This window comes from Pantoea sp. SGAir0430 (assembly GCF_043549295.1).
In genome coordinates this window covers 158,120-182,044 of the sequence record NZ_CP039428.1, presented here as the reverse complement: position 1 = coordinate 182,044, position 23,925 = coordinate 158,120, and the positions used below count along the sequence as shown (strand labels likewise).

The 23,925-nt window shown below is 57.3% G+C and carries 21 protein-coding genes; 11 read left to right on the top strand and 10 right to left on the bottom strand.

Annotated features, from left to right (window positions below; genetic code table 11):
- Positions 1–110: 110 nt before the first annotated feature.
- From E7738_RS19745 to E7738_RS19730, 4 genes are all read right to left on the bottom strand, one after another.
- On the bottom strand, positions 111–3,191 hold the full coding sequence (locus tag E7738_RS19745) for an efflux RND transporter permease subunit (protein ID WP_394516530.1): 3,081 nt from the start codon (positions 3,189–3,191) through the stop codon (positions 111–113).
- The gene (locus E7738_RS19740; protein WP_394516529.1) at positions 3,175–4,344 is read right to left on the bottom strand and encodes an efflux RND transporter periplasmic adaptor subunit; all 1,170 of its coding nucleotides are present in this window, start codon (positions 4,342–4,344) and stop codon (positions 3,175–3,177) included. Before E7738_RS19740 ends, E7738_RS19745 begins: the two co-directional genes overlap by 17 nt.
- A gap of 97 nt (positions 4,345–4,441) precedes the next feature.
- Complete coding sequence (locus tag E7738_RS19735) at positions 4,442–5,614, bottom strand: sensor histidine kinase (RefSeq protein WP_238562107.1); 1,173 nt, start codon at positions 5,612–5,614, stop codon at positions 4,442–4,444.
- A complete protein-coding gene (locus tag E7738_RS19730; protein ID WP_058781553.1) occupies positions 5,611–6,306 on the bottom strand; it encodes a response regulator transcription factor in 696 nt (231 codons plus the stop codon). The genes E7738_RS19735 and E7738_RS19730 overlap by 4 nt, the downstream gene beginning before the upstream one ends.
- 125 nt (positions 6,307–6,431) lie before the next feature.
- Between E7738_RS19730 and E7738_RS19725 the strand changes: the two genes are divergently transcribed.
- A complete protein-coding gene (locus tag E7738_RS19725; protein WP_058775957.1) occupies positions 6,432–7,211 on the top strand; it encodes a MipA/OmpV family protein in 780 nt (259 codons plus the stop codon).
- Positions 7,212–7,269: 58 nt separating this feature from the next.
- Here E7738_RS19725 and E7738_RS19720 read toward each other — a convergent pair whose 3' ends face one another.
- On the bottom strand, positions 7,270–7,998 hold the full coding sequence (locus E7738_RS19720) for an SDR family NAD(P)-dependent oxidoreductase (RefSeq protein WP_058775974.1): 729 nt from the start codon (positions 7,996–7,998) through the stop codon (positions 7,270–7,272).
- A gap of 101 nt (positions 7,999–8,099) precedes the next feature.
- On the opposite strand from E7738_RS19720, the gene E7738_RS19715 reads away from it, so the two are divergent.
- The 3 genes from E7738_RS19715 to E7738_RS19705 all read left to right on the top strand — a co-directional run bounded on the left by E7738_RS19715 (position 8,100) and on the right by E7738_RS19705 (position 10,822).
- Entirely contained in the window at positions 8,100–8,477 is a 378-nt protein-coding gene (locus tag E7738_RS19715; RefSeq protein ID WP_394516528.1) for a winged helix-turn-helix transcriptional regulator, read from the top strand.
- A 281-nt stretch (positions 8,478–8,758) separates the two neighbouring features.
- Positions 8,759–9,337: a YceI family protein gene (locus E7738_RS19710; RefSeq protein WP_058759072.1), complete on the top strand. Its 579-nt coding sequence runs from the start codon at positions 8,759–8,761 to the stop codon at positions 9,335–9,337.
- A 417-nt stretch (positions 9,338–9,754) separates the two neighbouring features.
- Entirely contained in the window at positions 9,755–10,822 is a 1,068-nt protein-coding gene (locus tag E7738_RS19705) for a mechanosensitive ion channel family protein (RefSeq protein ID WP_104187471.1), read from the top strand.
- 307 nt (positions 10,823–11,129) lie between these two features.
- Here E7738_RS19705 and E7738_RS19700 read toward each other — a convergent pair whose 3' ends face one another.
- Positions 11,130–12,806 (bottom strand): DUF4041 domain-containing protein, encoded by a 1,677-nt coding sequence (locus tag E7738_RS19700; protein WP_104187470.1) that lies wholly within the window; start codon positions 12,804–12,806, stop codon positions 11,130–11,132.
- Between the two features lie 556 nt (positions 12,807–13,362).
- Entirely contained in the window at positions 13,363–14,004 is a 642-nt protein-coding gene (locus E7738_RS19695; RefSeq protein ID WP_088517339.1) for an HD domain-containing protein, read from the bottom strand.
- 112 nt (positions 14,005–14,116) lie between these two features.
- Here E7738_RS19695 and E7738_RS19690 point away from each other — a divergent pair, with 112 nt between their 5' ends.
- Positions 14,117–15,085: a GlxA family transcriptional regulator gene (locus E7738_RS19690; protein WP_394516527.1), complete on the top strand. Its 969-nt coding sequence runs from the start codon at positions 14,117–14,119 to the stop codon at positions 15,083–15,085.
- A 47-nt stretch (positions 15,086–15,132) separates the two neighbouring features.
- On the opposite strand, the gene yddG is transcribed toward E7738_RS19690, so the two are convergent.
- The gene (yddG, locus tag E7738_RS19685; RefSeq protein WP_394516526.1) at positions 15,133–16,041 is read right to left on the bottom strand and encodes an aromatic amino acid DMT transporter YddG; all 909 of its coding nucleotides are present in this window, start codon (positions 16,039–16,041) and stop codon (positions 15,133–15,135) included.
- Positions 16,042–16,383: 342 nt separating this feature from the next.
- On the opposite strand from yddG, the gene E7738_RS19680 reads away from it, so the two are divergent.
- Positions 16,384–17,364: an alpha/beta hydrolase gene (locus tag E7738_RS19680; protein WP_369974302.1), complete on the top strand. Its 981-nt coding sequence runs from the start codon at positions 16,384–16,386 to the stop codon at positions 17,362–17,364.
- 48 nt (positions 17,365–17,412) lie between these two features.
- Here E7738_RS19680 and E7738_RS19675 read toward each other — a convergent pair whose 3' ends face one another.
- The gene (locus tag E7738_RS19675) at positions 17,413–18,267 is read right to left on the bottom strand and encodes a Vmh family MBL fold metallo-hydrolase (RefSeq protein WP_394516525.1); all 855 of its coding nucleotides are present in this window, start codon (positions 18,265–18,267) and stop codon (positions 17,413–17,415) included.
- A 123-nt stretch (positions 18,268–18,390) separates the two neighbouring features.
- Here E7738_RS19675 and E7738_RS19670 point away from each other — a divergent pair, with 123 nt between their 5' ends.
- Positions 18,391–19,272, top strand: coding sequence for a LysR family transcriptional regulator (locus E7738_RS19670; protein ID WP_127834954.1), 882 nt, complete (start codon positions 18,391–18,393; stop codon positions 19,270–19,272).
- A gap of 31 nt (positions 19,273–19,303) precedes the next feature.
- On the opposite strand, the gene E7738_RS19665 is transcribed toward E7738_RS19670, so the two are convergent.
- The gene (locus E7738_RS19665) at positions 19,304–19,435 is read right to left on the bottom strand and encodes a hypothetical protein (RefSeq protein ID WP_260467644.1); all 132 of its coding nucleotides are present in this window, start codon (positions 19,433–19,435) and stop codon (positions 19,304–19,306) included.
- Positions 19,436–19,473: 38 nt separating this feature from the next.
- On the opposite strand from E7738_RS19665, the gene leuE reads away from it, so the two are divergent.
- From leuE to E7738_RS19645, 4 genes are all read left to right on the top strand, one after another.
- On the top strand, positions 19,474–20,112 hold the full coding sequence (gene leuE / locus E7738_RS19660; RefSeq protein WP_058770263.1) for a leucine efflux protein LeuE: 639 nt from the start codon (positions 19,474–19,476) through the stop codon (positions 20,110–20,112).
- A 253-nt stretch (positions 20,113–20,365) separates the two neighbouring features.
- Entirely contained in the window at positions 20,366–21,814 is a 1,449-nt protein-coding gene (locus E7738_RS19655) for an amidase (protein ID WP_211724594.1), read from the top strand.
- Positions 21,807–23,117 (top strand): purine-cytosine permease family protein, encoded by a 1,311-nt coding sequence (locus E7738_RS19650; protein WP_394516524.1) that lies wholly within the window; start codon positions 21,807–21,809, stop codon positions 23,115–23,117. The genes E7738_RS19655 and E7738_RS19650 overlap by 8 nt, the downstream gene beginning before the upstream one ends.
- Positions 23,110–23,817: a biuret amidohydrolase gene (locus E7738_RS19645; protein WP_127834952.1), complete on the top strand. Its 708-nt coding sequence runs from the start codon at positions 23,110–23,112 to the stop codon at positions 23,815–23,817. Before E7738_RS19650 ends, E7738_RS19645 begins: the two co-directional genes overlap by 8 nt.
- Positions 23,818–23,925: the final 108 nt, after the last annotated feature.

Below are 23,925 nucleotides of genomic sequence, written 5' to 3'. Positions count from 1 at the left end.
TGCTGCGCGTTCTCTCCTGATACTGTCCACATCTGGCGTGCATATCCCGCCCGGAACCCTGTGGATAAACCTTTCGTTGCCCCATGCCAGCAGGGCTGACCAGCAGGCGGTTATTTTCTGAACGGCCGCCAGCGCAGCGATTTTAGTTTGTCCCGACGGGCTGCTGCCTGCATCACCAGACTCATCGCCGCGGGTAAAACCGTGAGCGTCACCAGCGTCGCCACTAACAGCCCACCGATAATCGCCAGCGCCATCGGTCCCCAGAAAACCTGACGCGAGATGGGGATCATACCGAGAATCGCGGCGCTGGCGGTGAGCACGATCGGCCGGGCGCGGTGTTCTGCCGCAGCCGCAATGGCGGCATCCGGCGGCATACCTGCATCAACGTTGTTATCTGCCTCGCTGATCAGGATCACCGCGTTGCGGATGATCATGCCAGCCAGGGCAATAACACCCAGCAGCGCCACAAAGCCCATCGGTGTGCCGGTCGGCAGCATGGCCAGCACAATGCCCGGCAGACCAAAGGGCGCCATCAGCAGGGCCAGCAGCAGGCGGGAAATCCGCCGCAGTTGTAACATCAGCAATACCAGCATGCAGAGCAGCGTGACCGGCAGGATAGCGATCACCGACTGGTTGCCCTTGTCAGATTCCGCTACCGCCCCGTCCTCGCTCAGGCGGTAACCGGCCGGCAAGCTGGCCCTGAATGCGGCAATCAGCGGCGTGAGGGCGGCGGAGACGGCTTCCGCGCGCAAACCCGGCGCCGTATCGGTCTGAACGGTGATAAACGGCAGGCGCTGGCGTCGCCAGATAACGGGATCCTCCAGCCCCCACTGCGGTGTTGCGACCTGCGTCAGCGGAATTTTTGCGCCCGACGGCGCGGTTAGCAGCAATCCGGACAGGCTGCTCAGGTCATGGCGCGCCGCAGCGTTGCCCTGTAGCACCACATCAATCAGCCGGTTGCGATCGCGTACCGTGGTGATCAGCGTTCCTGACCAGAGCGTATGCAGATACTGAGCAATCAGGTCAGAAGAGAGGCCGGCTGCGCGCGCTGCCGTCTGATTCACCTGCAAAGTGATTACGCGTTCGGGCTCACCGGCGGTTTGATTGACGTCACGCGTCAGCGCTGAGCTGCCGAGCGCGGCGGCCAGCCGCTCTGCCAGCTGCTGCACCTGGCGATAATCCGGACCGCTGATGCGATAACGAATCGGCCAGCCTACCGGCGGACCGAGCTCGAGCGGCGCAACGCGCGTGGTGATGTCGCTGAAATCCCGGGCAAGCACCGCATCCAGCGAGCGCTGCAATCGTTCACGGGCGGCCAGGCTTTTGGCCACCACCACCAGCTGAGCGCTGTTTTCATCGTCCAGCAGCACATCCATGGGCAGGTAGAAGCGTATCGCACCGGTGCCGACGTAAGACGAATAGTGGTCAACATCCCGGCTGGCGGAGACAATCCGCTCAAGGCGTTGCACCTGACGCAGGGTGGCCTGCTGCGACGCACTGGCCGGCAGCGCCAGGCTCACCAGCAGTTCAGGCCGATCGGAGGCCGGGAAAAACTCGCCCTGCATATAAGTGATGCCGACGCCGGCCAGCAACAGCGCCAGCATCGCCATCGCCAGTGTCAGCATGCGGTGGCGCAGCACGCTGCTCAGCAGGCGGCGATAGAGCTGGCTGAGGCGCCCGTTTCCGGCGCGGTGCTGCTTTAGCGTGGCCGGCAACAGCCAGCTGCCGGTCAGCGGTGAAAACAGCACCGCCACCAGCCATGAGCTGATGAGCGCCATCAGCACCACCGCAAACAGGGTATAGCAATATTCTCCCGCGCTGGAGGCGGCAAAGCCGACCGGAATAAAACCGGCAATCATCACCAGCGTACCGGTCAGCATCGGGAAGGCGGTGGTACTGAACGCCCAGGTCGCTGCGCCGGTGCGGGAATCGCCGGCCTCCAGCCGCGCCACCATGGTTTCCACCGTGATCATTGCATCGTCCACCAGCAGGCCCAGCGCCACGATCAGTGCGCCCAGCGAGATGCGCTGCAGGCCGATACCGGCCAGATGCATGCCGATAAACGTCATGGCGAGTACCAGCGGGATCGCCGCCGCGACCACCAGGCCGGCGCGCAGTCCGAGCGAGACAAACGAAACCGCCAGCACGATGATTACCGCCTCGCCCAGCACATCGACAAATCCGCTGACCGCCTGTTGTACTACCGCTGACTGATCGGCGATGCGCGTCATCTCAATGCCGTGCGGCAACTGGCTGGCTTCGCTCTCCATGCGCGCCCGCAGTGCCTGGCCAAAATCCAGCATGTTGCCGGTGGCGGCCATCGACACGGCCAGTCCGATGGCCGGCTGGCCATTAACGCGGAAAAGCGGGGCAGGCGGCTCGGCGGGGCGGCGCGTGATGGTGGCGATCGCCGTCAGCGGAACATAGCGATCGTTAACGTGCAGCGTAACCGCCCGCAGGCTCGCCTCGCTGTTGAACGCGCCGCTCACGCGCAGGGCGATGTTATCGGTGGCGGTGCGCACGCTGCCCGCCGGCTCGACGACATTCTGCGCCCGTAGCGCCTCTGCTACCTGCTGCAAATCCAGTCCCATAGCGGACAGCTGGCGCGGGGAAAAGGCCACCACCAGTTGCTCTTCCTGCTCGCCCAGTAGCTGGATCTTGCCCACATCCGGCAGACTCATCAGATCGCGGCGAATATCGTCCACCCGGTCCCGCAGCTCGCGCGGAGAAAAACCGTCAGCGGTGAAGCCGTAAATCGTGCCAAAGGTATCGTCAAACTCATCGTTGACCGCCGGGCCCTGCACGCCCTGCGGCAAAGCTGGGGTCACATCCTGCATTTTTTTACGCACCTGGTACCAGATCCCGGCCACCTGTGCGGGCGGAGTGTCGTCACGCAGATTGACGAAAATGACCGTGCGGCCAGCGTGCGTTTCACTCTGTACATAATCCAGCCAGGGAATTTCCTGCAGCTTTTTCTCCAGCGGATCGGTGACCAGTCTGACCGTATCGTTGATGTCGGCACCTGGCCACTGCGCAGACACCACCGCAGTTTTGATGGTGAACGCCGGATCTTCGTTGCGCGAGAGCTTTTCATAGCTGACGATGCCTGCTGCCACGATCAGCAACATAAGAAAGGCCATCAGCTGCTGCTGCTTCAGCGCCCAGGCAGAAAGATTAAACGCCGGTTTCATGCTGATCCTCCTGGCTGCCGGCAACGCGTTCACCGTCACGCAGGCTTCTGACGCCCGCCGTGATCACCCGATCGCCCGGCATGATGCCGGCGCGAATCCATATCGCATCTGCCGTGTAGCCGGCAATCGCGACCGTGCGCCGGATAACGCAGTTTTTCACCGGGTCGAGAATAAATACCGCCGGCTGGCCGGCCTGGCGGGTGAGCGCGGTGGCCGGAATCGCCATCACCGCATCCGCCGTCGTGTCGGCCAGCGGCAGGGTGACGGCGACGCTGGCACCCAGCACCATCTCTGCGGGAGGATTGTCCAGTGTGATGCGCACCCGCCAGCTGCGTGTCTGGGCGTCGGCCTGCGGACTGACGTCACGCAGGTGCGCTTCGGCCATCACGGACGGATTCTGCAATAGCGCAACGCGAAAACGGGCACTGGCCCGGCGATCGAGGGTTTCAGGTGTGGCAACATCAAATACCACGTCACGGCCTGTGCCGGTCGCAACGGTAAACACCGTCTGCCCGGCGCTGACCACCTGACCGGCTGCGGCGCTGACGCCCGTCACCACGCCATCGTCAGGCGCGGTAAGGTGGGTCCAGCGCAGGCTATCCTGCGCATTTTTCAATGCCGCTTCACTGCTCTGCCGCCGCGCCAGCGCAGCCTGCCAGTCGGCGCTGGCGCTATCGAGCTGAGCACGGGCAATAGCCCCGGACGGCATCAGCAGGCGCATGCGGTGCAGATTGAGGGCCGCCACCTTTTCGGCCGCGCGGCTGCTGTTCAGCTCCGCCTGTGCGCTCGCCAGCTGATTCAGCGCGCCGGGACTGTCAAGCACGGCGAGCGTCTCTCCCTGCCTGAAGCGGCTGCCGACATCGGCGCTGCGCGTCAGAATCCGCCCCTCCAGCCTGAAACTGAGCGAGGTTTCATCATGCGCGCGGATCTCGCCGGTCAGAGTTTGCTGCCCGGCGGGCGCGGGCGGGCCAACCGTGATGAACTTTACCGGACGCGGTGGCGGCGGCATGGGCGAACGCTTGCGGTCACAGCCGGTCAGCAGCAGGGCCGTCAGCAGCAGACAGGGCAGCAGCGGCAGCAGGGAAACCAGGTGGCGCGGGTTAAGCAAATGGCGCACACCCTGTTTGATCAGGCAGGGAAGCTCGTCGGTCATGGCGCAATTCCTTTATCGGTATTTGCGCCATTACACCGTGCGATTATCAAGAATCCGGCGATGTTCCATCAAGAGCGTGTCAAGAAGGGCAACAACGTCAGGCGTTGCGCGGCAACAAAATCTGTACCTGCAAGCCTCCCGTTGCCGGCAGCGTGGCATTAATCGTGCCGCCGTGCGCCTGGCAAATCGCCCGCGCAATCGACAGGCCCAGCCCGCTGCCGCCCGAGTGGCGGGCGCGTGACGCCTCACCGCGCGCAAAGCGCTCAAACATCAACGCCAGAAACGCCGCAGGAACGCCCGGGCCGTTGTCCTGCACGATGATTTCGTAATGATCAACGGTGTTGCGCGTGCGCAGCTGCAGCTGGCTGCCGCTTCCGGCGTAGCGCAGGGCGTTTTCCAGCAGGATGGTGAAAACCTGTCCGAGTCGGAACGGATCGACCGGCAGTAATGTCTCCTCAGCCAGCGCTACCCCGGTGCTGATGCGCGCTTCATCCAGCTGCGGTTTGATCCACTGCAGGCGCTCGCGCAGGATATCGGCCGGGTTGCAGCGGACTTTCTCCAGCGTGAGCTGGCCGGCATCCGCCAGTGACAGCAGATGCAGCTCATCGATCAGCCGGTGCAGACAACTGAGCTGCGCCATGATCAGGGCGAGCTGACGTGAGTCAGCGCTGAACACGCCATCAAGCAGCGCCTGCAGACGCACCATGGCGGCGTTGAGCGGCGACCGCAGCTCATGCGCCATGGCGACATGCGACGTACGCAGCTCTTTGTCGTAACGCGCCAGCTGGCGCGTCATCGCGTTGAAGTTGTGCGCGAACTGCGCCAGTTCGGCGGGCGCTGCCGGTGTTAACGCCGCCTGCGCACCGAAATCGCCTGCGGTCACCTGGTCTGCCGCTCGTCTGAGCTGGCTGAACTGTGCAGAAAGCGGGCGCGCGTGGCGCAGCCCGAAATAGGCAATAAACGGAATGGTCACCAGCACCAGGATGCCGACGGTGATCCAGTCCGAGGAAGCAATGGACGGATCGGAGTAGCGTATGCCCCACCAGCTATCGATGATCTGGTGAAAGCGCGCGGGATCGCGTTCCGGATGCGCACGCAGGGCGAGAAATTCACGCAGAACCGCCGGCGGCATATGGTGCGTGATCCACAGGTATTGCACCGTGAAGCGCAGCCACATGCACAAAGCAATCAGTACCACGGTACCGATAGCCAGCGTCAGAATGCGCAGACAAAGCCAGCGCCAGAGCGTTTGTGGAGATTTTTCTGTCATGGCTGGCGGAACCGGTAGCCTACGCCGCGCACGTTGAGCAGCACGCCCGCCATACCGGCCGCCTCCAGCTTTTTGCGCAGGTTATACACGTGGGTATCAATCACCCGCTCCAGCGCGTCGCTGTCCGGCATACACTGCTCCAGCAAAAACGGGCGGCTCAGCGCACGCACCGGTGCGCGCATCAGCGTGACCAGCAGCGTGAATTCGGTTGGCGTGGTATCAACGCAAAGCACGTTACCCGAGGCCTGCGTGACGGTAACCGTCATCGCGCCGCTGTTCACCTCCAGCCCCTGCCAGCGCAACACTTCCTCCGTTGGCGTTTTTACCGCGCTGCGCCGCAGCACTGCCTGCACGCGTGCCACCACTTCGCCGGGATGATAAGGCTTGACCACATAATCATCCGCGCCGTAGCGCAGCGCACCGATGCGATCGGGCGTATCGCCCATGGCCGTGACCATAATCACCGGCACCTCGCTGCTGCGCCGGAGTTTTGCCAGCACCTCGGTGCCGTTCAGGCCGGGCAGCATTACATCAAGCAAAATCAGATCGGGCTGCCAGCGCAGGGCCAGCTCAAGTCCGTTCAGGCCATCAGCGGCAACACGCACCGCATAATTTTCCCGTAGCAGATACGCCTCCAGCACCTCAGCCGCGTCAGCGTCGTCCTCAATAATCAGGATATTTTTGGTCTGCATAACTCACCTTGACAGTTTCTTCATAAATCCCTGGCTGTTTGTTGACACAGCCCCGGGATACTTCGGCTGCGCGCTGCGGCTGCCCGGGCAAGGGGCGGTAAACGGACCGATAAAGAGGTGACACGATGATAACCAGAAAAACGCTGATGTACATGACCCATCTGCTACTCATGATTTCCGCTGCCGCCAGGGCGGATGGTGACGCACAGACCAGCCTGACGCTCGGCGCGGGGGCGCAATTCGCGCCACGCTACAGCGGATCGAATAAAACACGGGTGCAGCCGGTACCGATTTTCCAGGCCAGAGATGGCGCATTTTTTGCTGATGCCCAGAAAGGCATCGGGTACGACCTGCAGAGCGACAGCGGGTTTTATCTGGAACACACGCTGGGTTATGGCCTGGGCCGAAGCGATAAAGATTCAACGTGGCGGGACGGCGCCAGCCGGCTGCAAGGTATGGGAAACATCAATGCGACGGTGAACACTGCACTGGCGCTGGGCTGGCAGCTTACGCCGTGGCTGAGTGCAGAGGGCAAAGCGGTGCTGCCGCTCAGCGATGATCAGGGCGTGAACTATCAGGCATCCGTTACGCTGGTGCCTCTCCAGCGCGACAGCGATACCATTGCACTGCAGACGGCGGCGCTGTTTGGCGATGCGCGTTATATGAATACCTGGTATGGCGTGAGCGATGTCCAGAGCAGCCGCAGCCGGTTTTCACGCTACGATGCCGGCGGCGGCTTTTATGGTGTTGCGACTACGCTCACCTGGAGCCACCAGTTTGATGCCCACTGGGGCACGCTGGTCAGCGCCGGTTACAGCTGGCTGGGCGATCGCGCCGCGGACAGCCCGATCGTGTCCCGGCGCGATCAGGTCACCGGCACGGTCGGCTTTAGCTACACCTTTTGAGAAACGTTTTCGGTGGCTGCACAACGCCCGGCCGGCGCGCTGTGCAGCACGACAACCATTACGCGGACATACCGCCATCAATCACCAGTTCGCTGCCGGTGACATAAACGCTTTCGTCCGATGCGAGGAACAGGGAGGCCGCCGCAACTTCGTCAGGATGGCCGAGGCGTTTGGCCGGTATCTGCGCGCTGAATGTCTGTCGTACCTCGTCGCTGACCTGGTCAAACATCGGCGTGTCCGTCGGGCCAGGACTGAGCGTGTTGACGCGAATGCCGCGCGGTGCCAGTTCGCTGCTCCAGGTGCGGGCATAGGCGCGCACCGCGGCTTTGCTGGCCGAATAAGCGCCATAGCCAGGATTGGCCATGCTGCCCGCAATCGAGCCCACCAGCACGATGGCACCGCCTTCCGTCATGTGCTTCACCGCATGCTGTACGGTGAATACCATGGCACGCACGTTGAGGCCGAACGTGCGGTCAAAGTGCTCTGCGCTGGTCTCTTCGAGGCTGGCGGGTTCAGCCACGCCAGAGGAGTTCACCAGAATATCGAGACGTCCGGCGCGGGCCTGCACGGTGTCAAACAGACGGGCAACATCGTCTGCGCTGGTGAGGTCGCCTGCTATCGCCTCAATGCGGCCGCCAGTCAGCGTGACGGCTTCGGCCAGCAGCGCTTCGCGTCGCCCGGTGATGAAAACGTGGGCACCTTCCTGCACAAAACGGCGCGCGATGGCGAGGCCGATACCACTGCCGCCGCCGGTCACCAGCGCGACTTTTCCTTCGAGTTTCATGATGGCTGCTCCAGAATGAGAGGGGTGGACGGCTGATGATACATTTCGTATATTTAGTGTCAATTACGCACCTTATCTACATTAGATATACATAAGGAAACCCCATGCCGACTGATATCGCGGCGCTGCTGGCAGAGGTCAACAGCACCCGTCCAATCCTGGAACAGGTCGCCAATAAGTGGTCGGTATTAATTCTGACCGTGCTGTGCACTGAACCCGCGCGCTTTAACGCGATCAAGCGCCGTCTTGATCCGATTACCCACAAGGCACTGACGGAGGCGTTGCGCCGGCTGGAGCGTAACGGCCTGATCAGCCGCCGCGTGATCGCCTCGTCCCCGGTGGCGGTGGAATATGCCATTACGCCGCTGGGCCAGACGTTGCAGGATCCGTTTGTTGCGCTGATGAAGTGGGCCAGAGAGCAGGGCGACGCGATTGAAAAGGCACAGGTTGTCTATGATCAACGTCGTGCCAGCGAAGAATAAAGCGTGGCGGCCGCCGGCTATTCAGGCGGTCTGTTAATCGCATGCTCAACATGGTTTGCCGTTCTTCTCCTCGCCGCTAAATTAGTCCACATAAAAATGAACTTATTAAATTCGACTCGCCGGAATTTAATTACGTCATTTCAGTAAATTTCACGCTGCGTTATTATTTGCTTGCGGGAAAAAACGGTTAAAAATTTTGAATGGGTAAAACAAATGATTTCAATAACACCTTAGCAGGTTTGCGCTACAGTATTAGCACTTGATTATTTGAGGATGTTTCCATGAAATTTTTGAAAAAAACGGCGCTGCTTTCTCTGGTGGCATTATATGTTCCCCTGTCACATGCCGCAGCGACGGAATATAACCTTGACCCGCAACATACTTCCGTGGTGATCGCATGGAATCACTTTGGTTTCTCTCATCCGACTGCTGATATTTCTGATGTTTCCGGTCAGCTGGCTTTTGATAAAGAAAACCCGGAAAAGTCACAGGTTAATGTGACCCTGCCGTTAAAAACGATTGACACGCATGTGCCAGCGCTGACCAAAGAGTTTTTGGGTAATGAGTATTTTGACGTTAAAAAATATCCTCAGGCCACCTTCCACAGCACCCATGTGGAAAGTAAAGGCGATAATAAATATGATGTGCAGGGTAATTTAACCATCAAAGGGATCACTAAGCCGGTTGTGCTGCATGCCACGCTGAACAAGCAGGATATGCATCCTATGGTTAAAAAGCAGGCGATCGGTTTTGATGCCACCGGCGTCATCAAACGCTCGGATTTTAAAATCGATAAATATGTTCCGGCCGTGGGCGACGAAGTGACGATTACGCTCTCTACCGAGGCGTACGCCAAATAAGGCATTGCGCGCTTAATCGCGCGCTTTTTCTCTGCATCAAACTGCTGCGCTATGCGCGTGGTCAGCGCGAGCTGGCGCAACAGGTTGTCTGTACTTCTTCCCCGGACGCAGCATCACTGCCTGTCAGCGCATTTCTCGTCAGCACCCTCTGACGCTTTGCCTCATCACCTGCCTGAAATTTCAGACCTTTAGCAATAAAGCCGAAAAAAACCACCAATTCATAACCTTGCGATGATCGCCAGCAGAGCACCCGATGACCTGAAGGGTTTTTCCCCTGCTAACAGCGGCCAGTGAACTATATTTTTACCCACTGAAGTGCGAAATCATGGGTTTAGCAGATAACCGGCACGATAACGGTTACTGATTTTGGTGACTTATCTGACAACCACGGTTGTTAGCTGAACAGAAGGGAATATCATGCCATTACTTCTAGGTGAGTTATCTGGTGCGCCGACATGGGTACCTGCTGTATTGCTCGTCACACTCTCGCTACTGCTGGGTTTTCTGGCCCGCTTTATTCTTCTCAGGTTTATTCGCTACTGGCAAAGCCGCGATCGCAAGCTGTTTAAATCGCTGGAAAAGCATCTGCGGGGATCGTTATTTTTATTCATTCCATTACTGCTGATCAATATGGGGATGAATTATGTGCATCTTGATCCTGGCTCACTGAGCTTTATCGCCACCACGCTTAATATCTTTATCATCTTATCGTTCTGTTCCATTTTGATTCGCCTGATTAACGTAGCGCAGGATATGTTATTTATTCGCTATGATATCAACCTGTCGAACAACCTGCGCGCGCGTAAAATTCGTACGCAATTAATCTATGTTAAAAAAGTGGCTATCGTCATCCTGGTACTGTTTTGCCTGAGTTTAATTCTGCTCAACTTCCCCGGTGTACGTAAATTCGGCACCACCATCCTCGCGGGTGCCGGTGTCGCCGGTATTATTATTGGTTTCGCTTTGCAAAAGTCGCTGGTGAATCTGTTTGCCGGCATTCAGATTGCTTTCACCCAACCGATAAAAATTGACGATGCGGTGGTGGTCGAAAAGGAGTGGGGCTGGATTGAGGAAATCAATCTGACCTATGTTGTGGTGCGCATCTGGGATTTACGCCGTCTGGTGCTGCCCATCACCTATTTTACCGAGAATGCATTTCAGAACTGGACGCGAAATAATGCGCAAATATTGGGGTCTGTGTTTCTCTATGTTGATTACTCGATGCCGCTGGCGCCGCTGCGTGAGCATTTTGAAAAAATCCTCAATGAGACGCGGCTCTGGGATCGCGAAACTCAGGTACTGCAGGTGACCGATACCACGGAAAAAACCATGACCATCCGTTTACTGATGACCGCGCAGAACTCACCGACGGCATGGGATTTACGCTGCTACGTCCGCGAGAAAATGATTGAATTCATTCAGCAGAATTACCCGCAGAGTTTGCCGCAGGTGAGAGCCACCCTGACCGAAGCCGACAAAACATAGTTAAGGCTGGCGATGGGGTATTGCACGGTAATTGCTCAGGTTGCCATTGCTATCCGGCGTCATTATCAGGGCCCTTATCGGGGCCCTGAACAGGGCGTTTTCTCCGTCAGTTTTTACTGACTCTTTTCCTTATCTGCCTCCGCTGCCTTTGGCAGATCTTTACGCAGTTTTGCCACCTGATCCGCGCTTACCGCAGGTGCCTGATTGCCCCAGCCGTTACGAATGAATGTCACCAGATCCGCCACTTATTCTTACATTCACAATGACCTGACGTATCATCATCAGGTCATATCATGGCTACAAAACGTTATGCAACGATCAACTCTTCGCTTTCTTTTAACGCTGTGTTGCGTTCATTTTCGATGGCTAAAGACTCTCTGTACTCTTTAGCTTCTGCAGAAATTGTCCAATGCACATCAATGCTCATTTCCTGAATCGTGGATTTGATGTCTTTAATACCGACATTAAAGAACTCTTTGCGCGAGTTAACTTTGTTTACCTGTTTATCGTTAAACACTTTGTGAAGGTGGTTTTCAAGCGAAGGAGCATCATCACTGTAGATCATTGCATGTACATCGAATGAAAACGGGACGCTGGCATCGCCAAGTTCACGAACCCGGTCGAGCGGTTCGAGTCTGCGTGTCATCCCAATTTTATAAACGTTTTCTCCAAACGAGCCGATATTACTGATCACATACACATGACCTGAACGTGTTTGCTGTGCCATCGAAATGGCTCGTTGGTTTTTGGCTTCAGCTTCTTCGTATTTAATTTGTAGCTCAGCCAGTCTTTGTTCGAGGGCTATACGTTGTTCTTCGCCTGCGAGCATCAGTTCTTTAGTCGCTTTATCAATCGCCTGCTGAATTGTTTTTTCTTCTTTTTCAGCTTCTTTTATCGCTTTTTCATACTCGCGACGCGCCTTTTCTTCTTCACGCAACTGTTCTTTGATTCGTCTTTGCTCTTCTCTTTCTTCAAGCATAATTTCATTTACAGCTACTCCCCATTTAAGCTCGTTGAGTCGGGCTTGCAAGCAGATATCAGTGATCCTGGCTGACCTAAAGGCTGAACCGTTAAAATTAACAAGCTCAAAGGCATCTTTTATTTCCTGGGATAATTTGCCGTAATTGTTGTGTTTAATTTTTGAGAGGGTACTGTCGACTTTTCCATTGAAAGCATCCAGTACAAATTTGATGGCGGTGTTTCTTCTGTTTGGTTCGACGTAATCACAGCTTGCCGCTTTGTTCGTTTTGATAAGAGACTTAGTTAACTCTCTGGCTTTTTGCAGTTCTTTTCCTGCATCCGTAAATTCATAATTCTCTGCCAGTTCGTCCAAAACGCTTCGGTTTGGCACTATCCATTCATCGCCGTACCCTTCAATTTTATTTTTCATTGACCTGGCGACAGCCTGATAGGTCTCTGCAAACTCTTTCGCTTCATATGCGGAGCCAGCTATTTCCATTGCACGTATCTCTGCATCCGCGATTATTTTCATCGCATTATCATTTGCGTTGGAGATCAGCTCATCCGCTTTACTATTCGCGTTATCGAGTCGTTCTTTGGCTTTCAGGCGAGCATCACGCGCATCCTGGGTGATAGCGACAGCTTCGCTATTGGCGTTGCTTATTGTTAATGCAGCCTGATCGTGAGCTTCGTTTACCGCTCTTGCCGCTTGTTTTTGCGCGTCATCCAGCTTTTCTCTGGCAATAGCGTCAGCGGTTTTAATCTTTTTTTCCGCATCTAATACTGCATCGTGTAATTCCTGATACTGCCACAAAGGAGTGGCTTTTCCTTCAAGTTCTGCGTGGTCACGTACAGCCTGAGCTAATTTTTTCTGCGTTTCACCTAATTCTTCGCCAAGCGTATTTTTGCCGGAGATTAAAAGAGCTATTTCCTCTCGGTATTTTTTGCTTTTTTTGAAAAGTACGACAGATAAAACCGGAGCCAGAAGTGCTAATAAGAGTACTACTACTAAAAATAATTCCATTTCAAAGTCCTTTTACTCTATCAATTTGTAACAGCTGTGCTTCCTAACTATGTTATCACTTCTATATCTGAAAAAGCACATTCAAAAATATCATTTACAGTGGAAAGTTTGAACCTGCCTCTGGGCGACCGGGGGATGAGTCTAATGAAATTGTAATGAAGAAATACCTATAGCATGGTCGAATTGTTATGAATTGATTGCTTTGGTTAACACCGTGTCCGTGCATGACCCTCTGTTAACTGAACGTACAAGGACGACCGCAAAGGCATTGCTGGAAGCAGGGGAATCAAGCCGTTTGAAACCTGCGGCGTAAGAGGTTTGGCAGCAGCGCGATGGTGCATTTTTCGGAAAAAAATGCCCGCAGAGCGGGCATAACAAAAAACTACAGGAAAAATTCTCGTCGCAACGCTTGAGCTGTGTGTTGCGTCACTATAGTAGCAACGAAAATTCTCTCCTGCTGACAATGTTCGATGAGTTAATTTTGTTGCCGGGATTCACAGCGCACGCTTCCGTCGCCATTTCTCCCGTTCGCGATGAGCTATCTCCGCTGTCCATGTTAACCCGCCCAGCGCGACTGACGGATAATCCGGCAAAAATTCATCGGGCGAAATGCCGGTTGCTTATCAGCGATGACATCAGCTTTCACGTTGCCGAATGTCGTCGCCGGTTTATGTTGAATGCCTTCATAAAATGCCTGGATAATTTCTTCTTTAAACTGTGCCGGACGGGGATGCTGCTGCACCACGGCTTCACGTTGCTCATCGCTGAAGTGGTCATAGTCAATACCCAGCACATCCATCTCAACGCCGGCCGTCACCAGGGCGATTTCCCCGGCCATAAATTGCGGAATGCCGGGCGTCGTGTGCAGGGCAATCGCCGTCCACACTTTATCAATATCCGCCTGGGCAACCCCATAATGTTGCAGGAAATCGCGCGCCGCATTGGCGCCATCGACTTCAAAGCGCTTATCGCAACTGCAATGCTGTTGCGTCAAACCCACATCATGAAACATGCAGCCAACGTAAAGCAGCTCAGCATCCACTTTGACCCCCAGTCGCTGACCTGCCAAAGCGCCCCAGTAAAAAACGCGGCTGGAGTGATGAAATAACAGATCCGATTCGATGTCACGTACCAGCGCGGTAGCATCGCGCGCCATTTTGCTGTCCGGAATACGAATGCCGTTAATAGTAAAACTCATGGTGATGTCTCCGCTTAGTGAAGTTGCGTTCAGCATAAAGCCGCGCGACAATGTCATGAATCTCTGTTTAACGATGATTTCTGACATTGCGATTTAAGCGGATAGCCAGACAATGACTCACCATCACATTACCCTTTTGGCCGTTCCCGGCGCCCAACTGCTGGATATTTCCGGGCCGCTGGATGTGTTTGCCGAGGCAAATCGGCTGCTGCATCGTCAGGTGTATCAGCTCAGCGTGATGTCGCTGCAGCACACCAGCATCCGCTGCTCGTCTGGTGTCCGGCTGGAAGCCGACGTTGCGCTAACTGTGTCGACACAGCATCGCGCCGATACCTTTCTGGTCGCCGGAGCACCTGACGCCAGCCAGATGCAGCTTTCCGCCAGTGAGCGCCAGCAGATTATCGCGCTCTGTCAGCGCAGCCAGCGTTACGGCTCGGTGTGTACCGGGGCGCTGCTGCTGGCGCAAACGGGTTTGCTGAACGGCAGGAAAGTCACTACTCACTGGGCGTGTGCGGAACGGCTGGCATTACTGCTACCCGATGCGCAGGTCGAAGCCGATGCGCTATATGTGGCGGATGGTGCATTACGCACGGCAGCGGGGGTGACGTCCGGACTGGATCTGGCGCTGCGGCTGGTGGAAGAGGATCTCGGGCGCGAGCTGGCGCAGGAGGTGGCCGCCAGCCTGGTGATGTTCTTCCAGCGCCCGGTCACACAGGGACATTTCGTGCGTAAACAACAGATGTCCCTGGCCGGACGCAGCGCCTTTCAGGAGATGCAGCGCTGGGCAATCGCGCATCTGGCACAGATTCGTGGGCTGGAAGACCTGGCAGCGCACATGCACCTCAGTACGCGGCATTTAGCGCGTCTGTTTCAGCAGGAGATGCAGATCCAGCCTGGCGCATGGCTTGAGCAGGCACGCATCAGCCACGCGCGGGCTTTGCTGGATGCCGGTGAGCTGCCGCTCAAAGCGATCCCGGCGGCCTGTGGTTATCACAGTGCCGATGTGATGCGCCGCGCGTTTGTCAAAGTGACCGGCATGACGCCGTCGCTGTATCGCAAAATGTTCCCGCCGCCGCGCTGAGTCTGCACCACTGTCCGTATTCTCGTCCGGCTGCGCCATCCAGCCGGTTATTCCAGCGTGTTGCTTTCCAGCTTATGCGTTGTAGCCCCGCGCGTTGACCACCAGCAGAGCAGCGAACCGAGGCAAACCATCGCCGTGCCTTGCCAGAAGGAGAAGGTCAGGCTGGAGTTAAGGATAAAAGCGGCTATCAGCGATGAAATGATAGGGATAAAGTAGGATGCTGCGGCTAACAGCGTGACATTGCCGTGCAAAATGCCGACGTTCCACGCCGCATAGCCAAGCCCCATCGCCATCGCTGCCAGCGCCAGGCTGATGCACGCCTGCAGCGAAAACACCACGGGTGGCTGCGGTGATAGCAGCGATTTCAGCCACAGCGTCAGCGCAGTTAACATGAAAAACAGCGTAATGCCGTTACTGCCTTTCGCGCTTTTTTTTGTCACGACACAATAAACCGCCCAAATCATCGCACCGCCAAATGCCAGACCATAACTGAGCGGATTATCCATCACGTTGTCGATCATTTCGCCCAGTGAAAATCCCCGATCGCCGCTGAGTACCCGACAAATACCGGCGACGGCCAGCAGGAGGCCGGGAATAATCAACGGGCTGGTCTTTTGCCGGTTAACCATCACCGTTAAAACGATGGTCATCGCCGGCCACAGGTAATTAACCATGCCGACTTCAATCGCCTGATGGCCGCTATGAGTAAAACCCAGCGACAGGCAGAGCTCATAGCAGACAAACAGCAGGCTGCCGATCAGCAAATAGCGGCGGGGAAACTGGCGCAGGTCAGGAAAACCCACGGTGAGCAGCAACAGCAGGGCGCTGGCGCTGTAAATCAGCGCGGCACCGGTTACCGGACCAAAACTTTCACTGACGCTTTTTATTAATCCTACAATCGTGCTCCACAGCAGAATGGCCAGCAGACCAGTCAGGGTAGCTTTACTCTGCGGCATTACCCGTTACCTCAATGTGTGAAAAATCGCGGCGTGCTCGCCAGTGTGGCGGCTGGCGGGGACGCAGACAAGATGAATCTGCAGGTTGCCGATGTGACTGGCCGGAAAGCGCACCCGCCTGCAGGCAAAAATCTGAAAAAATATCCTGATTAAAATCAGTGTAATAGAGTAGTGATGTAAATCTTCGCTAAAAAATATCTTGCTATTAAATAGCGCGCTATATAAATTCAGTCTCAGTTCAGAACACGACCATCAAGTCATTATCATTTAAATAGCGTGCGATATAATCGCAAAAAACATTAAAGGAGTAACACCATGAAATTACAACACTCTCTGCTTGCCATGGCGATGGCTACTGCGTCGGTAAATAGCTTTGCTGACGCACCACAACCTGAACGTCACGTGCAACAGTTTTTACAGGCGCTGAACAGCAGCGGCGGCAAACCGATTGAGCAACTGTCACCGCAGGCGGCGCGTCAGGTCCTGATTGATGCGCAGAAGGGCGTAACGCTGCCGCCGGCCGATGTCACTGAAAAAACCATTCAGGTAAACGGCCAGCCCATTAAGCTGAATATCGTAAAACCGCAGGGCGCACAGGGTACGCTGCCGGTATTTATGTTCTTCCACGGCGGCGGCTGGATCCTCGGTGATTTCCCGACCCACGAACGTCTGGTGCGCGATCTGGTGGTGGAATCTGGCGCTGCGGCCGTGTTTGTGAACTATACGCCGTCACCCGAAGCGCATTATCCGCTGGCCATTAATCAGGCTTATGCGGCGACACGCTGGGTGGCGGAACACGGTAGTGAAATTGGTGTTGATGGCAAGCGCCTGGCGCTGGTTGGTAACAGCGTCGGCGGTAACATGGTGGCGGCGGTCGCGCTGCAGGCTAAACAGCAGCAAACGCCAGCAATTCGTTATGACATCATGCTGTGGCCGGTAACCGATGCGCGCTTTGATACCGCTTCGTATCACCAGTTTGCTAACGGATATTTCCTGTCGCGGAACATGATGAAATGGTTCTGGGACGCCTACACCACCAAACAGAGCGAGCGCGACAATATTCTCGCTTCGCCGCTGCGCGCCACAAAAGAGCAGCTGCAGGGCTTACCGCCAACGCTGATTCAGACGGCAGAACTGGATGTGCTGCGTGATGAGGGTGAAGCCTTTGGTCGCAAACTGGATGCCGCCGGTGTGGATGTCACCGTGACGCGCTATAACGGTCTGATTCATGACTACGGCCTGCTCAATCCGCTGAGCGAGGTGCCGGCAGTCCGCACTGCGATTCGCCAGGCGGCGGAAGAGCTGAAAACCCATCTGCAGTAAGCTTCAGGCCAGGCGCGGTGGCGTCTGGCCCGTTCATTTATTCTCGCGTCACTTCCACTTCATCTCACCGGTATTCACCTTCGCGCTCAGCTCCAGCGAGCTGACATCCGCTAAGGTTGGCCATGCCTGTTTCATCGCCTGAATCACCGCCGCGGAGCCTTTGTGCTGTTGCAGCGCCCGCTCAAAACTTTGCAGATAATCCAGGGTAAAGGTGACCGCCTTATCGCCTGCCGGACGCGCACCCAGATAGTGGCCGGGGATCACCACCTGCGGCTTCAACTGCTGCATTTCTCGCAATACCTGACGCCACTCTGCGCGGCTGGGTGCGGTCTGGGTGTCCGCGGTCCAGACGTGAATGCCGGAATCCACCACTGTGCCACCGAGTATTGCCTTACTGGAGGGAATCCACACGTAGGCTGATTTTTCTGCCGCGTGGCGCAGTTCGATGCGCTCACCATCGACGCTAAACCGCGTCTGGTGGGTAATCTGCGGCACATACAGCTGGTGCGGCGCAGCGCCGTTCATCTGCGGTCCCCAGTACTGCAGCTTGGCATCTTTGGTCGCTTCGATATGTTCCACTACCAGCGGCGAGGCGACAATTTTGGCCTGCGGGAACGCCTGCACCAGCGGCTCAAGACCGAAGTAGAAATCCGGATCGCCCGAGGTGATCACGATGTGGGTCAGCTGCTTGCCGCGCGCTTTAATCAGTTCCACCAGCTTCTCGCCATCCTTGGGGCTGAACTGCGCATCAAACAGAATCGCTTCATGCGGACCGGAGACCAGCGTCGACGAGACCGGAAAAACTCCCTGTTCCTGTGGGTTATACACGTCTAACTGCAACGGAGCGGCAAAAGCCGGCGCGGCGGCTAAGGTGACCAGCAGCGCGAGTGATTTCATCTTCATGGCATCTTCCTTTTTACGGCAACGTGCCGTCACTGAAAGACGCTATTGTAAGCAAATCGCCAGCTGGCAGAATTCCCGCAATCAGATATGATCAGTTGCATAAAACGATCAGATGGAGCCTGCATGGACAGAGTGACGGCAGCGCGGGTGTTTAACCGGATTTGTGAACTGGGAAGCCTGAGCGCGGCGGCGCGCGCGCTGGATATTTCGCGCCCGATGGTCAGTCGCTATCTTGATGAAATGGAGAAGTGGGCGGGCGCACGCCTGCTGCACCGTTCTTCACGGCGGCTGACCATTACTCCGGCGGGTGAGCAGATTTTGCATAAGACACGCGCGCTGGCCCGGCTGGCCGACGAGATCGAACAGCAGGGCGATGAGGGCAAACCGCAGGGCACGTTGCGCGTAGCCTGTGCACATTCAACCGCCACACACATTCTTGGACCGATGATTCCGGCGTTCCTTGCGCGTTACCCGGCGGTGCGTATTGAGCTGGAGATCAATAATCAGCCGGTTAGCCTGGTGGGTGAGCGCATCGATGTGGCTATTCGCATTACCGACGATCCGGAGCCCGGCGCGATTGCCCGCAGGCTGGGTGAATGTGCTTCGGTAGTCTGCGCTGCGCCGGCCTATTTAACGCAGCGGGGCGAACCGCAGACGCCAGCGGATCTGGCACAACATAATTGCCTGCACTACAGCCGCTTTGCCGGGCAGCGCTGGCAGTTTCACGATGCGCAAGGCGAGGCGGTTTCCGTGGTGGTGAGCGGCAATTTTAGCGCTGGTATTTCATCCGTGTTATGTGATGCCGCTATCGCCGGATGTGGGGTTGCCATGGTGCCGGCAATGGAGGCACAGGCTGCGCTTGCCAGCGGTCAGTTACGTTGCGTACTGCCCGGCTTTCAACCGCGCACCTTAGGCATTTATGGCCTGTATATGTCGCGCGAACGCCAGCCTGCGGTATTACGGGTATTTCTGGATGCGGTGATGCAGCAGTTGCAAAACCTCTGAATCATCACTGTGACAACGTCACTGGTGCCTGTCACGCGCTGTATGCGTTACGTAACACCGTTTCGACATACTGAACCGTGGCGTTAAGCGACAAATCCACCGCACAACTGCTACTATGCGCCGCGCCGCGGCAGTTGAGCAGCGCGCCGGGTTCCACTTTCACTCATTTTTACCTGCTTAACGGCATGGGGTAGCACCGTAATGTTTCACGATTTAGGCATCATCAATCTCTGGACTTTCCTGGCGGGCGCGCTGGTGATCATTCTATTACCCGGACCCAACAGCCTGTATGTGCTGCGCACCGGGATGAGTCGTGGGGCAAAGCCGGCCTGTCAGGCGATAGCCGGGGTGATGGCGGGCGATTTAATTTTGATTTTCCTCGCCTGGGCGGGCGTCGCGACGCTGATCCGTACCAGTCCGCATATTTTTATGGTGGTGCGTTATCTTGGTGCCATGTTCCTGCTGTATCTCGGCGTGAAGATTATCATCGGCGCGCTGCGCAAACGCAGCGGCGATCAACCGGCTGAAGCGGTAAAACAGGAAAACTATTTCCTGCGTGCGCTGCTGCTTGGCGTAACCAATCCCAAGGCGATTCTGTTTTACGTTTCGTTCTTCATTCAGTTTATCGATCCGCGCGTAACCCATACCGCGCCGGCGTTTGCCACCCTGGGTGCGCTGATTCAGGTGATCAGTTTCAGCTACTATTCACTGTTGCTGGTGGCTGGCGCGGTGATGGTGCGCTATCTGCGCAGCCGCACCCGCCTGGTCAAGCTGGCGAACATGCTGACCGGCATGCTGTTTTTTGGCTTCGCCGTGCGGTTAGTCAGCGCGCAAAGCTAACCCTTCTGACGCACGCCACGGCAGCAACTCCGCCTCCGCTGGCTGCACCCTAAAATGGCAACGCGATGATGCAGCGATGTGCACAGCTTGTGCGCATTGCCTGCATCGGTATGACTGCCGCATCCATAAGTATTCCATCTTGTATCCCAGACCGTATCCTATCTGGCCCGGCGCATAACGGCCGCGCACTTCACGCTATTCTGGCACGCAAACTGCACTCCTCCCGGTAGCCAATTAACCCGGGAGAACGATCATGTTTGATGCACTGCTGGATGAAGATGCCACCCAGCTGGCGGCGCGGGTGCGCGACGGCGAGGTTTCCGCGCGCGAGTTAACCCAGGCGACGCTGGATCGCCTGGAACAGCGGGAGCCGCTGATTCAGGCGTTTTGTACCCTGACGCCGGAGCGGGCGCTGGCACAGGCAGAGCAGATCGACCGCCGTCGTGCGCGCGGCGAGCCGCTGGGCGCACTGGCGGGTGTGCCGCTGGCGGTAAAAGATTTGATCTGTACCGCCGGTGTGCGAACCACGTCAGGATCGGCCGCCTACGCCGATTTTATTCCCGAAGAAGATGACATCACCGTTGAGCGCCTGCTGGCGGCGGATGCCATCCTGCTGGGCAAGACCACCGCGCCGGAATTTGGCTACAGCGGTGTCGGCCATAATCCCCTGTTTCCCTCACCGCGTAATCCCTGGGATGTGAGCAAAACGCCGGGCGGATCGAGCGCGGGATCCGGCGCGGCGCTGGCGGCGCGGCTGTGTCCGATTGCGCTCGGCAGTGATGGCGGAGGATCGGTACGTATCCCGGCGGCCCACTGCGGTGTCTATGGACTCAAGGCCTCGATGGGGCGGGTACCGCTCTGGCCGGGCTGCCGCGATGAGCGTTATCCTGGCGTTTCCAGCTGGGAATCGCTTGAACATATCGGTCCGATGACGCGTAGCGTGCGCGACAGCGCGCTGATGATGTCGGTGATGGCCGGTCCGGACATGCGCGATCGGCACTCCATCCCATGCAGCGATGTTGACTGGCTCGCCAGTCTGGATCGGCCACTGCAGGGGTTGCGCATCGCTTTCAGCGCCGACTTTGGCTATATCGCCGTCGATGCGGAAGTGCGCGCCGTGGTCACCGCGGCCGCGCGTCGTTTCGCTGCGGCGCTGGGCGCAGAGCTGGAAGAGGTGGATCCCGGCATCGCTGACGAAAGCGCCAGCTTTGCTGCGCTGGTGGCGTTTGAAAGCGATCTGAGCGGCATGCGCCAGATGCAGAGCGAGCTGGGTGCTGCGATGTCACCGCACCTGAGTGCCATGCTGCAGCGCGACTGGCGCGCGGAGCATTTCACCGACGCCAACACCACGCGCAAAAAGCTCTGCAACCAGCTGTGGCGCTTTATGCAGCGCTACGACCTGCTGCTGTCACCTACGCTGGCGGTGCCGCCGTTTGCGCTGCACATGCAGGGCCCGGAAGTCATTGATGGCCGCATGGTGCGCAGCGATCACTGGCTGTCGTTCTGCTTCCCGTTCAATTTTACCGGTCAGCCTGCCGCCTCGGTGCCTGCCGGCTTCACGGCCAGTGGTCTGCCGATCGGTATGCAAATTGTGGGTCGTCATCTGGACGATGGCCTGGTGCTGGCGGCCAGTGCCGCTTTTGAGCGCATCCAACCATGGAATCATCACTATCCTGCTGCTATTGGAGTTCTCCATGAGTAACAAATCTTCCCCTGCGCTGGAGCAGGAGTTCGAGCATGAGCCGGTGCCGCTTAGTCATCGCCACTCGACGGGTTCGGTGTCGGCGGTGTGGTTCGGCTTTCCGATGATCCTCACCAATGCGCTGTTTGGCGGCATTATCACCTGGCATCTTGGCTTCTGGCCGGCACTGCTGGCGATTTTGCTGGGTAACCTGGTGCTGTTTGCCTATGTCGGCGCACTTAGCTGGTTCGCCGGGCATACCGGTATGAACTTCGCGCTGCAGGCGAAGCGGACCTTTGGCATCAAAGGCTATATCCTGGTGTCCGGCTTTCTTTCTACCGTGGTGATAGGCTGGTACGCCTTTCAGACCGGCCTGACCGGGACGGTGATCAACCAGACTTTTGGCTGGAACGCGCTGGCGGTCACCGCGTTTGCCATGGTGCTGTATACCGGCGTCACCTTTCTCGGGGTGCGGGCGCTGTCGGTGCTGGGGATGATTGCCGCACCGCTGTTTGTGGTGCTGGGGCTGGTTGCGCTGTGGCTGGTGAGCAAGGATCATGATTTCACCACGCTGACCCAGTGGCAGGGCAGTCCGGCAGCCGCTGGCGCCATGAGCATGGGCACGGCGGTCACCATGGTGATTGCCGGCTTTGCGGATTCCGGCACCATGACAGCGGATTTCACCCGCTGGTCGAAGGACGGCAAATCAGCGGTGATCGCCGCGTTTTCCGCGTTCCCGCTGGCGAATGTGATTTCCTATCTGTTTGGCGTGGTGATTGTCGCCGTCGGCGCGGCGGTCGATCCGCTCAGCAACGGCGGTAACTTCCTGCCGCTGCTGATGGGGCACGGCATGCTGCTCTCCGTCATTGCCTTTCTGTTTGTGTTTATCAACCTCGGTTCGGTGTGCACGCACTGCCTGTATAACGGCGCGGTCGGTTTCAGCCATCTGTTCAGCAGCAAAATGCGCCTGTGGACGCTGATCCTCGGGGCCATCGGTGGCGTGCTGGCGCTGGCCGGCGTGTGGTCCTGGTTCCTTGAATGGCTCAGCCTGCTCGGCATGGTGGTGCCGCCGTTTGGCGCAGTGATGATTGTTGACCTGATCTTTATGGCGAAAATCAGCGAACAGCGTCAAACACGGCGCCTGCGCGGCAGCGCGTTCGCCGCCTGGGCCATCGGCAGCCTGTGTGCGGTGATGGCCCACCTCGAATTCCCGCAGTTTGGTGAAGCGGTTATCGGGCTGGTCACCGCGGCACTGAGCTATACGCTGATCGTGAAATGGAAACCGGAAAGCAGCACGGCGGTAATGGAGAAAAGCAATGCCTGATTATATCGTTAATTCAACCCCCTATCCGTGGCCGTTTGACGGCAACTGCACGGTGCAAAACACCGCGCTGCTGGTGATTGATATGCAAACCGACTTCTGCGGCAAGGGCGGCTATGTTGACACTATGGGTTACGACATCGCCCTGACGCGTGCCCCCATCAAACCGCTGCAGCAGGTGTTAGCGCGCATGCGCGAATCCGGCTTCCCGATCATCCATACCCGTGAAGGCCATCGTCCGGACCTGAGCGATCTGCCGGCCAACAAGCGCTGGCGATCGCGGCGGATGCAGGCGGAGATTGGTGCACCAGGGCCCTGTGGCCGCATTCTGGTGCGCGGTGAGCCAGGCTGGGAAATCATCCCCGAGCTGGCGCCGCTACCGGATGAAGTGATTATTGATAAACCCGGCAAAGGCTCTTTTTACGCCACCGACCTTGAGCTGATTCTGCACAGTCGCGGTATCCGCAACTTAATCATCAGCGGCATCACCACCGACGTTTGCGTGCATACCACACTGCGCGAAGCCAACGATCGCGGTTTTGAATGTCTGGTGCTGAGCGACTGCTGCGCGGCGACGGAGTTGAAGCATCATCAGGCGGCGCTCAGCATGATTCATATGCAGGGCGGTATATTCGGCGCAGTGGCGGACTCGGCAACGCTGCTGGCCGCGCTGAACAGCCCGGCAGCGGCGCGGGTGAGCTAATCCGGCAACGGACGCGAACGGCGGGCTGGCCTGGCGTTGAGGTGCCGGGCCAGCCAGAACCGAACACCAACCCTGAACGGGCGTGATAATGCAGTCTGACCGGCCTCC